Source organism: Lentzea sp. NPDC092896 (assembly GCF_044754905.1).
In the GTDB taxonomy this organism is placed as follows: domain Bacteria; phylum Actinomycetota; class Actinomycetes; order Mycobacteriales; family Pseudonocardiaceae; genus Lentzea.
Genome location: NZ_JBIVPX010000002.1, coordinates 617,234 through 631,824, shown reverse-complemented (window position 1 = coordinate 631,824; position 14,591 = coordinate 617,234). Strand labels below are relative to the sequence as shown.

At 71.7% G+C, this 14,591-nt stretch carries 12 protein-coding genes; all 12 read right to left on the bottom strand.

Annotation, left to right across the window (positions count from 1 at the left end; genetic code table 11):
• Positions 1-29: 29 nt before the first annotated feature.
• Genes ACIQF0_RS14090 through ACIQF0_RS14035 form a run of 12 tightly spaced genes read right to left on the bottom strand, consistent with a single transcriptional unit; the run spans position 30 to position 14,395 of the window.
• On the bottom strand, positions 30-437 hold the full coding sequence (locus ACIQF0_RS14090) for a MerR family transcriptional regulator (protein ID WP_401029104.1): 408 nt from the start codon (positions 435-437) through the stop codon (positions 30-32).
• Entirely contained in the window at positions 434-736 is a 303-nt protein-coding gene (locus ACIQF0_RS14085) for a hypothetical protein (protein ID WP_401029101.1), read from the bottom strand. Before ACIQF0_RS14085 ends, ACIQF0_RS14090 begins: the two co-directional genes overlap by 4 nt.
• Before the next feature lie 39 nt (positions 737-775).
• On the bottom strand, positions 776-1,648 hold the full coding sequence (locus ACIQF0_RS14080; protein ID WP_401029098.1) for an alpha/beta fold hydrolase: 873 nt from the start codon (positions 1,646-1,648) through the stop codon (positions 776-778).
• On the bottom strand, positions 1,645-2,601 hold the full coding sequence (locus ACIQF0_RS14075; protein ID WP_401029095.1) for a glycerate kinase: 957 nt from the start codon (positions 2,599-2,601) through the stop codon (positions 1,645-1,647). The genes ACIQF0_RS14080 and ACIQF0_RS14075 overlap by 4 nt, the downstream gene beginning before the upstream one ends.
• Entirely contained in the window at positions 2,594-3,643 is a 1,050-nt protein-coding gene (locus tag ACIQF0_RS14070; RefSeq protein ID WP_401029093.1) for a tartrate dehydrogenase, read from the bottom strand. The genes ACIQF0_RS14075 and ACIQF0_RS14070 overlap by 8 nt, the downstream gene beginning before the upstream one ends.
• 57 nt (positions 3,644-3,700) lie before the next feature.
• Positions 3,701-4,582, bottom strand: coding sequence for a LysR family transcriptional regulator (locus tag ACIQF0_RS14065; protein WP_401029090.1), 882 nt, complete (start codon positions 4,580-4,582; stop codon positions 3,701-3,703).
• A 9-nt stretch (positions 4,583-4,591) separates the two neighbouring features.
• Positions 4,592-6,316 carry an ATP-binding cassette domain-containing protein gene (locus ACIQF0_RS14060; protein WP_401029087.1) on the bottom strand — a complete coding sequence of 575 codons (1,725 nt, stop codon included), beginning with the start codon at positions 6,314-6,316 and terminating at the stop codon, positions 4,592-4,594.
• Complete coding sequence (locus ACIQF0_RS14055) at positions 6,309-7,967, bottom strand: ATP-binding cassette domain-containing protein (RefSeq protein ID WP_401029084.1); 1,659 nt, start codon at positions 7,965-7,967, stop codon at positions 6,309-6,311. Before ACIQF0_RS14055 ends, ACIQF0_RS14060 begins: the two co-directional genes overlap by 8 nt.
• Positions 7,964-9,520 carry an alpha/beta hydrolase family protein gene (locus ACIQF0_RS14050; RefSeq protein ID WP_401029081.1) on the bottom strand — a complete coding sequence of 519 codons (1,557 nt, stop codon included), beginning with the start codon at positions 9,518-9,520 and terminating at the stop codon, positions 7,964-7,966. The genes ACIQF0_RS14055 and ACIQF0_RS14050 overlap by 4 nt, the downstream gene beginning before the upstream one ends.
• Positions 9,517-11,097 carry a hypothetical protein gene (locus tag ACIQF0_RS14045; protein WP_401029078.1) on the bottom strand — a complete coding sequence of 527 codons (1,581 nt, stop codon included), beginning with the start codon at positions 11,095-11,097 and terminating at the stop codon, positions 9,517-9,519. Before ACIQF0_RS14045 ends, ACIQF0_RS14050 begins: the two co-directional genes overlap by 4 nt.
• Complete coding sequence (locus ACIQF0_RS14040) at positions 11,094-11,822, bottom strand: GNAT family N-acetyltransferase (RefSeq protein WP_401029075.1); 729 nt, start codon at positions 11,820-11,822, stop codon at positions 11,094-11,096. Before ACIQF0_RS14040 ends, ACIQF0_RS14045 begins: the two co-directional genes overlap by 4 nt.
• Positions 11,819-14,395: a lanthionine synthetase LanC family protein gene (locus ACIQF0_RS14035; protein WP_401029072.1), complete on the bottom strand. Its 2,577-nt coding sequence runs from the start codon at positions 14,393-14,395 to the stop codon at positions 11,819-11,821. Before ACIQF0_RS14035 ends, ACIQF0_RS14040 begins: the two co-directional genes overlap by 4 nt.
• Between the last annotated feature and the right edge of the window lie 196 nt (positions 14,396-14,591).

Genomic DNA, 14,591 nt, shown 5'->3' with positions numbered 1-14,591 from the left:
CCCGGCACATCGCCCTCCCGATCAGTTGATCAGGACGATAGCGCCAGACCGGCGAACGGCAGCGGGCACGACGGCGTGTGCGAGCAGGCGACCAGGTCGTCGCAACCGGCGGAGATCGCCGCGCGCAACGTGTCGCGGACGACCGCCAGGTCCGCGATCTTCGCTTCCACCTCGCCGAGCTTCACCTCTGCACGGTCCCGCAGGCCAGGGCGGCGGGAGCCGACGGCGAGGAGTTCGGCCACCTCGTCCAGGGTGAACCCGAGCCGCTGCGCCGCCTTGATCACCCGGATGACCGTCACGGTCTCGCGCGGGTACAGCCGATGCCCGCCCGGTGAACGGTCCGGCCGCGCCAGCAGGCCCACCCGCTCGTAGTAGCGCAGCGTCTCCCGGTTCACCCCGGCCGCCGCGGCCACCTCGCCGGTGCGCAGCGCGTTCACCTCGCCGCCAGCGCGTCGAGCACCTCGGCCTGCGCGTCCGGCACCGAGATGGCCAGGCTCAGGCCGCCTCCAGTCGCCGTGAGCTCGAACGTGAAGAACGAGCAGCACCCCGTCTCCCGCACCGCCAGATCCGCCGCGCGGGCCGCGACTTCCGGCCGTGGTTGCAGGGTCAGCACCAGCCGCGTCCTCTCTGGACGGTGCCGCACGGCGGTAGCGAGCAGCTCGTCGAACTCGGCCACGCGGAACGGTCTCTCCGCCGTCGGCAACGTGCACGCCTCGGGCGCCCAACTCTCGCTCATACCTCGAAGGTAAACCCGTACCTGGGCACCGGATGCAAGTCAGGACCGGAAGAAGTCCCTCAACGCGGCCGCCACCTCGTCGGGCCGTTCCTCGGGTAGGTAGTGGTCGCACGGCAACGCGAAGCCGCGCACGGCCCGCGCGTACTCCCGCCAGACGTCCAGAACGTCGTAGTGGCGCCCCACGAAGCCGTGTGAGCCCCACAACGCGAGAAGTGGTGCCTCGATCACACCGCCCTCGTTGTCGTGCTCCAGGTCGATGCCCGCGGCGGCGCGGTAGTCGGAGCAGGACGCGGCGATCGCGGCCGGGTCGGAGAAGCAGCGGACGTACTCCTCGACGGCGGCCGGGTCGAAGGGCGCGCCACCGTGGTGGCGCGCGTTCATGCGGGTGGTGATCCAGAACCGCGGGTCGGCGCCGATGAGGTGTTCGGGGATGCCGTTGCCCGCCGCCAGGAAGAACCAGTGGAAGTAGCCGAGGCCGAAGTCCTTGTCCGCGTGTTCGAACGTGTGGCGGGTGGGCACGATGTCCAGCACCGCCAGCGCGGACACGGCCTCGGGCGCGTCCAGGGCGAGCCGGTGCCCTACCCGGCCGCCGCGGTCGTGACCGGCCACGCCGAACCGGTCGAAGCCGAGCGCGTTCATCACCAGCAACTGGTCACGGGCCATGGCTCGCTTGGAGTACTCCAGATCGCGGGGGCCGGGGGCCGGCTTGTCGCTGTCGCCGTAGCCGCGCAGGTCGGTGAGCACGACGGTGAAGTCCGCGGTGAGCTTCGGCGCGACGTGGTGCCAGATCACGTGCGTCTGCGGATAGCCGTGCAGGAGCAGGAGGGGCGGACCGTCACCCGCGACGGCGCACCGGATGTTCACGCCATCCGCGTCGATCGTGCGGTGGTCGAAGGGCAGCGGGACGCTCATGACGACAGCTCCAGTTCACGGCCGATCTCGGTGAGGAGGCGGCGGCTGAGGTCGGGATCGGTGGCACAGCGAGGATCGCGGTCGGCAAGGGCGTACACCGCGGCGAAACCGGCGGCCCTCGTCTCGGCCGGGGTGAGGAGGCACCGGCCCGTGACGGCGATGACCGGGGCATTCGAGCGCCTGGCCACGGCGAGAGGGAGCTTGCCGGACAACGTCTGCGCGTCGAGGCTGCCCTCACCAGTGATCACCAAGTCGGCCGAGAGGTCGAGATCTGCCAGCTCGAGGAAGAACTCCGCGCCGGGACGGTAGCGGGCGCCCAACTGGAACGCCGCGAAGCCGAGTCCACCCGCCGCACCGGCGCCCGGTCGCGACGCCAGCTCCGGATGCTCCTGCGCGAGCCGGGTGAGCCGCTCCACGAGCACCGCGACCTCGGCCGGGCCGGCACCCTTCTGCGGGCCGTAGACGGTGGCGGCGTCGATCAACGGGTTGTCGACGTCGCTCGCGAGCACGAGTTCCACCTCCGGCACCCGGCCGCCGAGTGCCGCGAGCATGCCGGCGCCGCCGTCGACCGTCCCGGTGCCCCCGGCCGCGAGAACGATGGCCTTCGGGTTCCAGTCGAGCGCGTGCAGGATCGCCTCGCCCACGCCGAACGTGCTGGCGGCGAGCGGATCACGACGTTCGCCGAGCCCGCAGATCGCCGCGGCCTCGACCAGAACCGTGTCGTCCTTCACCGCCAGCGGGGCGATCACCGGCTCGCCGAACGAACCCCGCACGGTGACGGTCCGGCGTTCGAACCCGGCCCGCACCGCGGCGTCGACGCTGCCGTCACCGCCGTCCGCCAGTGGTGCGAGCCGGGCGTTCCCGATGCCGGCAGCCAGCGCCTGCGCGACCTCCAGCGCGGTCAGCGTGCCCTTGAACTTGTCCGGCGCGATGACGACGCGGCGCTCAGACACAGTCGAGCACCGCCTTCGTGAACTCGTCGGTCGAGGCGGTGCCGCCCAGGTCCGGCGTGCGGACGGGAGTCGACGCCAGCACGTCCGCGATCGCGCGCTCGACCTCGGCGGCGGCCTCGGGATGGCCGAGGTGGTCGAGCATCAGCGCGGCGGTCCAGATCGCGCCCAACGGGTTGGCCACGCCCTTGCCCGCGATGTCCGGCGCGGAGCCGTGCACCGGTTCGAACATCGACGGGAAGTCGCGCTCCGGGTTGATGTTCGCGGACGGCGCGATGCCGATGCTGCCCGCGACGGCGGCGGTGAGGTCGCTGAGGATGTCGCCGAAGAGGTTCGAGCCGACGATGACGTCGAACCGCGCCGGATCGAGAACCACCTTGGCACACAAGGCGTCGATGTGCTCGGAGCGCACCACGACGTCCGGAAAGGACAGTGCGGTCCGGGCGACCACCTCGTCCCAGAACGGCATGGTGTGCACGATGCCGTTCGACTTGGTCGCCGACGTCACGTGCCCGCGCCGCTGCCCCGCCAGCCGGAACGCGTACTCGGCGATCCGCTCGACCCCGGCCCGCGTGAAGACCGACTCCTGCACGGCCATCTCCTCCGGGAACCCCCGCCCGAACCGGCCGCCGACCTCGCTGTACTCGCCCTCGACGTTCTCCCTGACCACGACCAGGTCCATCGCGCCCGCCCCGCGCACCGGGCTCTCCACGCCCTCGAACACCTTGACCGGCCGCAGGTTCACGTACTGCCGGAAGCTCCGCCGGATCGGGATCAGCAGGCCCCACAACGAGACGTGGTCCGGCACCGCGGGATCGCCGACCGCTCCGAGCAGCACCGCGTCGTGGTGCCGAATCCGGTCGAGCCCGTCGGCGGGCATCATCGCGCCCTGCTCGACGTACCGCGCGCAGGACCAGTCGAACTCGTCGTAGGCGAACGCGATGCCGTGCCGCCTGCCGACGGCGTCGAGCACCCGGCAGGCCGCCGGCGTGACCTCCTGGCCGATGCCGTCCCCCGGGATGAGCGCGATGCGATGAGTGACCATGAACCCGACTACACCACCGCCGCCCGGACCGCGTCCAAGACGCAGGTCCACCCAGCGTTAGAGGCTCAGGCTATGAGCGACGTCGAGGAACGCGCTCGCCGCCGGAGTCAGCTCGCCCAGTCCCGTGACCAGCGCCAGGTGCAGATAGCGGGCGGGTTCGAGGGCCAGCACGAGGGCTCCGGCCTGGCTCGCGAGCGGCGCCCACGACTCGGCGAGCACGGCGATTCCGACGCCGCCGAGCACGAGCGGCAGGATGGCCTCCCGGTGCTCGGTCTCCACGACCTCGGTGAGCTCCACGCCGCCCGCGCGGATCTCGTCCACGACCCGCCGCATGCCGGTGCCGGGCTGGCCGACGATCAGCCGTTGCCCTGCCAGGTCCTCGTGGCGCACGACGGTGTCCGGCGCGAACGGGCCGTCAGCCGGGCAGACCAGCACGAACCGCTGCCGCCCGAACTGTCGCACGTGGACTCGCGCGTCCGCGAGCGGTTCGCCGGCGCCGAGCAGGCCGAGCTCGGTCCGTCCACTTCGGACCTCGTCGATGACGTCCTCGGCGGTGAAGGCGGCGCGCACCGACAGGGACAGGCCGGGGTGCTTCTCGGTGACGGCCTTGATGATCCGGGCGAGCGGTTCGACGGACTGCGACGGCATCGCCGCGATCTCGACCCGTCCGACCCGCAGGTCCACGACCTCGGCGACGCTCGCCCGTGCGGTGGCGAGCACGCGGACGACCTGCCGTGCGGGCGCGATCAACGCCTCGCCGGCGTCGGTGAGCACCAGGCGGCGGCCGACGCGGCGGAACAGGTCGATGCCGAGGTCCCGTTCGAGCGCCCGGATCGCCTGGGACAGCGACGGTTGCGCCACGTACAGGGCGGCGGCGGCCTTGTTCACGCTGCCGTGGTCCACGACGGCGAGGAAGTAACGCAGCTGCCGGACGTCCATTCCCGCAGGTTAATCGGCAAACGCGTTGGCCTGCGACCGGTAGAGCCGCGCGTAGCGGCCGTTCTCGGCCAGCAGTGCCCGGTGGGAGCCGAGTTCCGCGACGCCTCCGTCGGCCAGCACCACGATCAGATCCGCCGATCTGACGGTGGAGAAGCGGTGCGTGACGAGGATGGTGATCACGCCGTCGGTGGCACTGGTCATGCTGTTGAACAGGGCGTCCTCGGTGAACGCGTCCAGCGACGCGGTCGGTTCGTCGAAGAACCGCACCAGCGGCCCGGTTCTGGCCAGGCCGCGGGCGAGCGCGATCCGTTGCCACTGGCCGGTGGAGAGGTCGGTGCCGCCCCACGACGTGCCGAGCTGGGCGTCCTGGTCCAGCACGTCGGCGCCGGCCCTGGTGATGGCGCTGCGGACGTGCCCGGTGTCGTCGAGGTGGTCCAGGTCGCCGACGCCCACCGCGTGCTGGACGGTGAACTCGAAGCGGGCGAAGTCCTGGAACGCCGCGGCGAGCCGGGCGCGCCACTCGTGGACGTCCAGGTCGGCGAGGTTCACGCCGTCGACCGTGATCCGGCCTTCGGTCGGCTCGTACATCCTGGTCAGGAGCTTGACGAGGGTGGTCTTGCCGGCGCCGTTCGCCCCGACGACGGCCAGCGCCGCGCCCGCCGGGATGGTCAGCGAGACGTCGCGCAGCACCCACTTCTCGGTGCCGGGATAGCGGAAGGACACGTTCTCCAGCCGGATGCCCTGGACGATCTGTTCGGGCGCGCGTTCGGTCCCGGACGCCGTGTGGGCGTGGTCGGCGAGCCAGAGGAAGCGGCTGACGGTGTGCAGGGTGCGGCCGAAACCCGCGACGGCCTGGATCGGCCAGATCACCGCGGTCTGCACCTGCTGCCCGAGGTAGATCGCCAGCACGACGTCACCGGGCGCGGACCTGCCCTGGATCGCCTGGTGCAGCACGAATCCGACAGCGGCGATCACGCCGATCACGTAGAGGACCTGCTGGGCGAGCGAGAGGAGCGCGACCTTGCGTTCGGCGTGCTCGATCGGCCGGCGCTGGGCGCTCCAGAGCGTGCCGATGCGGCGTTCGAGGTCGTCCGCGAGCCCGAAGAGCCGGATCTCCACGGCGGCATCCCGGTCCTGGGCAACGGTTCGCAGGTGCCGGGCGGTGCGGCCGGGCAACGCCGACTCGTCCTCCGCCCGTGCCCGCCACCGCTGCTGGACTCTGGTGATCAGCAGGGCGGGCAACGCGAGCAGCACCAGCAGGAGCATCGCCGGGTGCGCGACGACCAGCAGGACGAGGACCGTGAGCCCGGCGCAGATCGCCTTGATCGTGACGGCGAGGGCGCTCATCGAGTTGCCGAGCTGACCTTGGCGCTGCCGCAGGATCTCGAGCTGGTCCTGGTACTCGGCGCGTTCGAAGTGTTCGAGGGTGGGCAGTTCGGCGGACAGCCGCGCGATCTCGGTGTCGAAGGCGTGCGCGACCTTCTCCCCCAGCACCATCCGCCACTGGCTGGCCGACAGGTCGAGCTGCCAGCCTAGTCCGGCGCCGAGCACGAGCGCGGCGACGCCGGTGACGACCTGGCGGGTGTCGTTCTGGGTCACGCCGTTGGTGAGCATCGCCAGCCACAGCCCGGACAGCAGCACGAGGGTGTTGCCGAACGGCTCGGCGATCATCGCGAGGGTCAGCCCGCGGTCCACCCGCCACGCCATCGCGACCAGGACGCGGATCTCACGCATGGCTCACCTCCGCGAACCGTTCTGCCTGCAGGGAGTACATCGCGGCGTACTGCCCGTTCGCCGCCATCAGTTCGGCGTGGGTGCCGTCCTCGGCGATGCGGCCGTCCGCGATGACGACGATGCGGTCGGCGTGCTTCACCGACGCCAGCCGGTGCGACACGAGGATGGTGGTGATCTCGCCGGCCAGTTCGCTGAAGCGGGCGAAGAGTTCCTCCTCCGCCAGCACGTCCAGGTTGGCGCTGGGCTCGTCCATGATCAGGGTGCCGGACTCCACCGCCCGCAGCGCCCTGGCCAGCGCGACCTTCTGCCACTGGCCGCCGGAGAGGTCGCGGCCGTCCGGGTGCGAGGACGACAGGACCGTGTCCCAGCCGTGCGGGAGGTCGTCGAGCAGGCCGCTGCCGCCGGCCCGTTCCAGTGCCTCTTCGGCGCCTCCCTCGCCGAACCCGATGTTGTCCTTCAGCGAGAGTTCGAAGCGGGTGAACCGTTGCACGATCGCGCTCACCCTGCCGGGCATGACGATCTCGCCGCTGTCCGGCTGGTAGATGCCGCACAGCAGGTTGACGAGCGTGCTCTTGCCCGCGCCGTTCTCGCCGACGATGGCCAGCGACTGTCCTTTCGGAACAGTGAGGTCGATTCCCTTCAGGACGGGCTTTCCGGGATATCCGAAGTGGACGTTCGTGAGCTGGATGGCGTGCGCGGTCACCTGCGGTCGCGCGGGAGCCGCGGTGAGGCGCCGGGCGAGTGTCCTGGCCAGTTCCGCGACCTTGCGGGCGCGAGCCAGCGGGATCTCGGCACCGAACACGTAACCGAGCGCGCTCGTGGACAGCACGGCCTGGGCGTAGACGACGATCTCCGCCGGTGTGGTGGTGGTCCGGGCGATCGCGGTGAGGACGACGAGATGGGCGAGCAGCACACCGCCGGTCGCGGCGAACACCGTGCGCATGCCCAGCTTCCGTCCCGCCCACACGACCTCCAACGCGCCGAGATAGGAGTCGCGGTACAGCGGCACCAGCCACCCGGCCAGGCCGAACACGCGGATCTCCTTGGCGGCGGGGCTGTCCACGGCGAGGCCACGCAGGTAGCGGGCGCGGCGCATCGCGTTCTCGCCTTGCTGTGCGCCGAGCGTCATGCCGTGGTCGAGCCACTTCCGCACGCCGAAGCTCAGGCCACGCCAGCCCAGGAACATGACGATCGGCGCCCACCAGGCGAACGTCGCCAGCACCACGGCCGCGCCGACGCCGGTCGCGCGTTGCCTGAGCAGTTCCTTGAGGGCGGTGACGGTGCCGACGAAGCCGTCGACCCGTTCGAACTCGGCCAGCGCGCCCAGTTCTTTCGTCGTCGTGGGGTCGGCCAGGTTCGCGGCGCTCGTGCGAAGGGTGGCGCCGGCGACCGTGTCGTGGATCGTGCGGGCGAACCGGCCGTCGAGAACGGCTGCTTCGTGGTCCAGGACCGCGGAGAGCACGGTGCCGACGAGGAGTGCGGTGCCGAACAGGGCGAGCCCGAGAGCGGCTTGCGCGGGGTCGTCCGGGAGTCCGGCGACGAGCACGCCCGACGCGGCGATGGCGGCGGCCGGGGCGAGGCCCTGCAGCACCGCCAGCACGCAGAACAGGGCGAACCGCCAGCGGCCTGCCTGCCAGAGCAACGTCTTCACACCGACACCTCCTCACGCACGGTGTGGGCCACCAGGTGCGCCACGACGGCAGCGGTCCACGCGGCCATGTCCGCCGGTTCGTGGCCGTTCCCCTGCTGCTCCACGTAGCGCTCAGCCCCCAGTCGCTCCACGAAAGCCCGGGACTGACCCACCGGAACCCGGTCGTCGCCTTCGCTGTGCCCGACCAGCAGCCGTGGCGCGCTGAACGGCCGGTGGATCGGACTGCGTTCACGCAGCTCGTCCGGCTCCTCCGCCAGCGCGCCGAGCTCGGTCCTGAGCCACTGGCGGTGCAGTCCGGTAGCGGACTCCAGCAAGGCGTTCAGGTCCGTGACCGGTGCCCACACCGCGACGGCGTCCACCAGGCCGGGTGCGGCGGCGAGCAGAGCGAGGTAGGCGCCGTAGCTCTGGCCGTACAGGCACAACGGCCGGTCGCCGCGCAGTTCGCGCAGCCGGGCGACCACGGCCGCGACGTCGGCGCCGCCCCAGTCGCCGACCACGACGTCGCGGAACGAGTCCGCGTAGCCGGAGCTGCCGGGGTAGTTCATGCCGATGACGGTCCAGCCCGCGTCGACCAGCGCGGCGATCATCGGTTCGTGGATCTGCCTGAGCTGGCTGCGCGGGCCGCCGTGCAGGTGCAGCACCACGCCGCCGTGCCCGTTCTCCGGTTCGTAGAGCCATTCCGGCGACTGCGCCGATTCGCGGTGACGCCATCGGACGGTGATCTCTTCGCGCTGTTGGCCGGGCAACGGCTCCATTCGTCCACTGTGGATGTCCCAGCGGACGAGCGCGGGTGAGGCGGCCGGGGACTGGTGGCGGCCGAGCAGGTGGCGTTCGTCGGCGGTGAAGGTCAGATCGGTGGCGATGCCGTGGTCGGGCACCGGCGTTCCGATGATGTGACCATCCGGATCCAGCACGCGGTAGACGTACCGGTGGTCGGTCCAGGCCATCGTGAGCAGCAGGCCGGACGGCGAGACCGCGATGCCCCCGCTTCCCTTTTCGCACCAACGAGTCCGGCCGGTGGCGAGATCCAGTACGCCCGGCACTTCGCCCTCTCCCGTCAACGCGACGAGCGGACCCTCCCCTGCCGCCGACACCGCGTCGAGGTCGATCCGCTCGCCGTCCTGGATCAGCGTCACGCCCCGGTCGCTGGTGAAGACCAGGGTGTTCCGGTCCCACGCGGCGACCGAGCGCACTCCCTCGGTGCCGTCGAGAAGCCGGTAGCCACCGTCGTCGGGGCGGTGCACGCACAGCATCGGGCGGCCGTCGCGCACGACCGCGATCAGCGCTTCCTCGCCGTCGTACCGCAGGGTGCGCCCGACCACCGGATGCGATGACGTCAGCATCCGGCGGTCGGTGTCCAGGAGGCCCAGTTCGCCGCGGCGGCGCAACGCGACCAGGGTCGGGGCGGCCCAGCCGGCGAGGTGCCAGTCGCCGGCCGCGATCCAGTCCGTCGCGGCCAGGTCCGCGTTGCCGTCCGGGGCGACCGCGACCAGGCCCACCTCGCCCGGTCGCGTCAGGGCGAGGAGGTCGCCGCCCGGCGAGAGCAGCGTCATGCCGCACCGGCCAGCAAACCTCGCAGTGCCAGGAGGTCCTCAGCGACGACGGCGTGCGCGGCGCGTTCCCGCAGCAGTGCTTCGGGCTGTTCGCCGAGGTTGCGCAGGACCGCGTCGACGACGTCCGGCGCGCCGCGGCGCATCCGGCTGACCGCGGCGAGGTACCAGCGGGCCGCCTCGGTGGTCGCGCCCGCGGCCAGTCGCAGGTCGGCCAGCCGGAAGCAGACCGCGGAGACGGCCTTCTCGCTCGCCTGGTTCGTGTCGGCCGCGCGGTCGAACAGGTCGAGCAGGCGCGTGGCGACGGTCTCCGCCTCGGCCTCCTCCCCCGCGTCCAGCAGCACCCGCACGAGGTCGGACGCGACGTAGGTGGCGTTGGCGACGTCGTCCGCGATGCCCCACGCCTGCCGGTACAGGCCCATCGCCTCGGGGGTGCCACGGCGCAGTTTGGCCAGGTTCGTCAGGAGCTGGACCTGTTGGTCGGCAACGGTGTCGTGGCCTTCCAGCAGCTTCAGCGCGGACCGCATGCTGGTGACGGCGCCGTCGAAGTCGCGGTCGCGGTAGAGGGCGAGGGCGGCGCCGTTGAACGACGCGGCGACCTGGGTGGCCGGAACATCCAGTTCACGGGCGCGGGCGAAGCACCGCGCGGCCGACGCGCGCTCGGCCGGGTCGGGGTCCTTGGCGAGCAACTGGCCGAGGCTGTAGGCGAGCATCGCCTGCTGCGCCGGCGCGACGTCCCACTTCGCGGCCTGACCGAGGATCAGGCCGGCCAGCGCGCCGGAGACCCGGCGGCGGTCCGCGACCAGTGCCGCCAGGTAGGCGCTCGCGGCCGTGCCGTGCGGGATGTCGTCGGATCGGAGCGCGCGCCGGTAGAGGTTGCCCGCGTAGCGCGAGAGGACGCGCCCCTGACCGGCGGCTTCGGCGGCGGCACCGGCGGTGAAGGCTTTCAACGCCAGCACCGGGTCGGTGAGGAGCGCGGCCGTCGAGAGCGGCGCGGACGAGGTCGTGACGACCTCCGCGGCCAGTTCCGGAGTGATCGGCAACGGGCGCGCGACCGGGGTGGCGCAGGTGCGCAGACCGTCCCTCGTGGATGTCACGGCGTGGACGAGCGAGTCGTCCCAGCCGTGGGCGGCCTGCCAGGCGCGGAACTCGTTCTCCGGCACCGCTCCCCCGGCCAGGCGCAGCATCGCCAGGATCTCGTCGCCTTCGACCGGCAGCGCGCTGCGGATGTGCCGGAGCACGGTGACCGATTGCGCTTCCCCGCGCATCAGTCGCATGCGGCACTCCTGCAGGAACCTCACGTCGTCGTGCGTCGGCGCACCGAACAGCTCTACGACCACGGCCCGCTTGCCGCCCTCGGCCAACCACTCACGCACGGCCCTGACCTCGGCACGCAGCCGGGCCTCCCGTTCGTCGTGGCACCTGAGCAACGCCGTGGTCAGGTCAGCGGGTCCGTCTTCCTTCAGCCACAACGGCCGTCCAGCGGACAGGTAGTAGCGGACCTTCCCGTGCCGCGCGCGCAGGTCGGCCAGCACGCCGGGAATCCACGCGGACTCGACCGACAGCACCGTCACGCTCATGACGTCACCCGGCTCGCCTTGAGCGTCGCGCGGTCCTGCACGAAGCCGATCGACCGGTACAGCCGGCGCGCGGTGAAGTTCTCCGCCATGACGTTGAGGCGGCAGTCCGCGTAACCGGCGGACGCGAGCGCGAGCATGCTGCGCACCAGCAACGTCTTGCCGAGGCCCGCTCCCCGTTGCCCGGAGTCGACCACGAGGTGCCCGATCAGCGGCACGCCCCGGTCCTCCGACACGGCGATCGCGCCCCGGGTGCCGTCCGCGACGATCCGCAGGCTGGCGTCCTCGATGAGCGGCCCGTACTGGCCGGACACGATCTCCTCGAACACGCCGCGGTCGCGGTCGTCGCCCGGCAGCTCGTCCGTGAACGGCGCGACCCGGTATCCGACCGGCAGCGCCCGCTCGAATGACGCGATCATCTCGCTGTCGAGCTTGAGCCACATCGGCACGATGCGGCCGCAGTCGGTGCCGCCGACGTCCCAGAACTCCGGGTGGACCGCGACGATGTCGTTCATCCCGAGGCCCTGGAGGTGGGCGAGCACCTCGGCCAGGTGCGCCACGGTCGCCGGGTCGTCGCGCTGCGGCAGGCATTCCGTGACGTACGTGAGGCCGGGGGCCGGCCGCACGACGCACTCGAACACGGTCTCGCCGTTGCGCTTGGTGATGACGCGCCGGTTGGGTCCCCAGTCCACGACCATCTCGTGGACCAGGAGGTCGGTGAGGTTCACGGTCGCTCCTCGAGTCGCAGGGTCAGTGGCGAACGGGCGACGTGGCCCGCGAGCCGAAGCCGGAACGCGTGCACGCCGGTGTAGCCGCGCATGTAGTCGGGGCGGGGCACGCCGAGACCTTCCGGCGCCCACTTGACGGCGAACCCGTGCCGGAACCGCAGCGCGTCGAGCTTGCGTCCGATGTGGACGGCGCCCTCGTGGAACTCCTCGTGGTCCGCCGCCAGGTCGAGCAGGAAGTCCCCGTCCCCCGCCAGCCCGTGACACCGGCACGTGCTCCCGAACGGCCGCGCGGTCGTGATCGCCCGGCCCGCCTCGATCGCGCCCTGGGTCAGGTCGTCGTCCCCGGTGTGCCGTGCCAGCGCGTGCAACAGGATGCCGACGCCCGCAGCGCCGTTGCACCAGTGCGACCAGACGGTGTCGCTGTTCGGCTTGTGCGGCCAGGACAGGCCTCGCGCGGCGGGCACCGCGTTCGCGAGCAGCGCACGCCCGGTGGCGACGGCCAGATCGACCGCGACCGGATCGTCCACGGCTCGTCCGGCGTGCAGCAGGAAGTACGCGACGCCCGCGCTGCCGTGCGCGAACCCGTGGAACGCCGAGCCGTTGTTCGGCCAGGCGGGAATGCCGTCCTTCGTCGACACCCCGGCGAGGATCTTGACGATGATCCTCGAGACCTCGTCCGCTCCTTCGCCGGTGGCGCGCAGCAACGCCGTTCGCGCCAGCCCGACGCCCGCCCAGCCGTGGGTGATGTCCCAGCCGTGGACGTCGATCGCCGCGAGTTCGTCGGCGAACCTGAGCGCTTCCTGGTGCCACAGCTCGGGTTCGTGGCCGGCCCGCGCCAGGTCGGTCATGAGCCACGGGAGTGAGCCGAGGCCGAAGTACAGGCCGGGCGGAGTCTGGCCGGGGACCACGGGGGTGTTCTCGACGGTCCAGGTCAGGAGCTTGTCGGCGTGCTTGAGCCACGTCCTGTCGCCGGTGGCTTCCGCCAGGTCGAGGTAGAAGCGCGCGATGCCGGCCGTGCCCGCCATGAACGAGGCGGGGTGCATCGAGCCGGGAGCCCAGCGCTGGGGCCACGGCCAGGGATGCCGATCCCACTCGGCGAGGCGGACGAGCTCCTCACCGGCCTCGACGGCTTCCTCGACCGTCGAATCGGCGTCGCCAGAACTGTCAGACCCGCTTGAGATGATGGGAGTGGGGGCCTCACGCACCCCCCGGAGGGGGCGAGGGTGAATCGATTCCGCTCCGTCACCCAACCTGGTGCGAATCTCGTCCAGCGCCGCGTCCACCCCAGCCGGGGCGAAGGCGTCCAGCACAGCCGGCAGGTGCGAGGCGTAGTCGACGTCCCGCCCCAGAAACGGATCGATGCCGGTCAGCACGTAATGCCCGACAGCCGCGAGCGCGTACTCCGTGTCCGCGGCCCAAGGCGCGGAAGCCGGCACGTATCCAGGCGTGTGCGCGACGAACGGCGGCTCCGGCGAGTCGACGAGCCCGGCGTGCTCCAGATCGATCACGGCCAGCCGGTCCCCGTCGACCATGATGTTGTTCGGCGTCAGGTCGAGCAGCCGGATCCCGCGCGCCTCGACCGCGGAGACCAGCCGCCGCACCCCGTCCAGCAGCTCCAGCAGCGAGGCCGGCGACACCTCCGAACGGTAGTTCCGGCGCTCCACCTCGGCCCGCAACGTCCGTCCCGGCAGGAACTCCTGCACGAGGTACGCGTTGTCCTCCTGGTGGAAGAACGCCAGCGGCTCAGGCGCCAGCCCCGACCCGCTCAACGCCCGCAGCAGCTGCCACTCGTTGCGCAGAGCGGTGCGCGAATCCCGGCCGAGCCGGTCGGGCGTGGTCCCGATCCGGGCTTCCTTCAGCACCGCCGGCACGCCTCGGTGCAGGACGCGGAACACGCCACCCTTCACCGACTGCCGCAGCACCCCCTGCACGACGATCTCGCGCCCGAACAGCCCGCTGCCGGGCCTGGCCAGGAACGCCCGCGTCCGCGCGGGCACCAGGTCGTCGATCCAGTCCGGCGCGGCCACGCCCGGCGCGCGCCGATCTTCCACTCGGCGGCCGGACGGGTCGACGAGCACGTACTTCAGGCTCTGCTCGGCAGGATCGAAGACGCTCTGCCCGACGAACGCGCCGTAGCGGAGGTAGACGTTGCTGTGCGGCCGGAACCGGCGGTCGGACGGGACGACGGGCGCGTCGAACTCGCGGGTGACCGCGTCCAACGCCGCCGCGAGCGACTCGACGTCCGACTCCGGGTAGATGGTGATGAACTTGCCGGACTGGGTCAGCGGGGAGGGCGGCGAGCTGAGGTCCATGAGCTTGTCGACGGACCGCGCGGCCTTCCAGCGCAGTGACAGCGGAACGACGACGGCGGCCACCCGGCGCAACACCTCGGCGGCGTGCAGGGGCGAGGCGCTCACGTGGATCTTCCAGCCCTGGCGGCGGGCCGGACGGTCGGCCACCGGGTCGAAGTGCCACCAGAACGGCTCACCGCGCACGGTGTAGGTGTCGGCGCAGGCGGCGGCGATCTCGCCGGCCTCGCGCCGGATCGGGTCCGGGGCAACGCGTCGTCGCATGACACTCACCTGCCTGAGAGGGGACTTGCGGTGGGCCGCCCGAAGGCGGCCCACCGCATTACCGGAGATCCGGTCAGTTCTGGCTCGAGGTCCAGGAGCAGAGCGTGCAGAGGGAGTTGTCCTCCATCAGCAGCGCGTCGTCCTCGAAGCCCATGGTCAGCAGGTCGGTCGCGTCGACGATCTTCTCCATCGGAAA

Excerpts from the sequence above, each read along its gene's own strand:
- ACIQF0_RS14085 (WP_401029101.1), bottom strand. The coding sequence starts at position 736 with ATGAGCGAGAGTTGGGCGCCCGAGGCGTGCACGTTGCCGACGGCGGAG.
- ACIQF0_RS14080 (WP_401029098.1), bottom strand. The coding sequence starts at position 1,648 with ATGAGCGTCCCGCTGCCCTTCGACCACCGCACGATCGACGCGGATGGC.
- ACIQF0_RS14070 (WP_401029093.1), bottom strand. The coding sequence starts at position 3,643 with ATGGTCACTCATCGCATCGCGCTCATCCCGGGGGACGGCATCGGCCAG.
- ACIQF0_RS14065 (WP_401029090.1), bottom strand. The coding sequence starts at position 4,582 with ATGGACGTCCGGCAGCTGCGTTACTTCCTCGCCGTCGTGGACCACGGC.
- ACIQF0_RS14060 (WP_401029087.1), bottom strand. The coding sequence starts at position 6,316 with ATGCGTGAGATCCGCGTCCTGGTCGCGATGGCGTGGCGGGTGGACCGC.
- ACIQF0_RS14050 (WP_401029081.1), bottom strand. The coding sequence starts at position 9,520 with ATGACGCTGCTCTCGCCGGGCGGCGACCTCCTCGCCCTGACGCGACCG.
- ACIQF0_RS14045 (WP_401029078.1), bottom strand. The coding sequence starts at position 11,097 with ATGAGCGTGACGGTGCTGTCGGTCGAGTCCGCGTGGATTCCCGGCGTG.
- ACIQF0_RS14035 (WP_401029072.1), bottom strand. The coding sequence starts at position 14,395 with ATGCGACGACGCGTTGCCCCGGACCCGATCCGGCGCGAGGCCGGCGAG.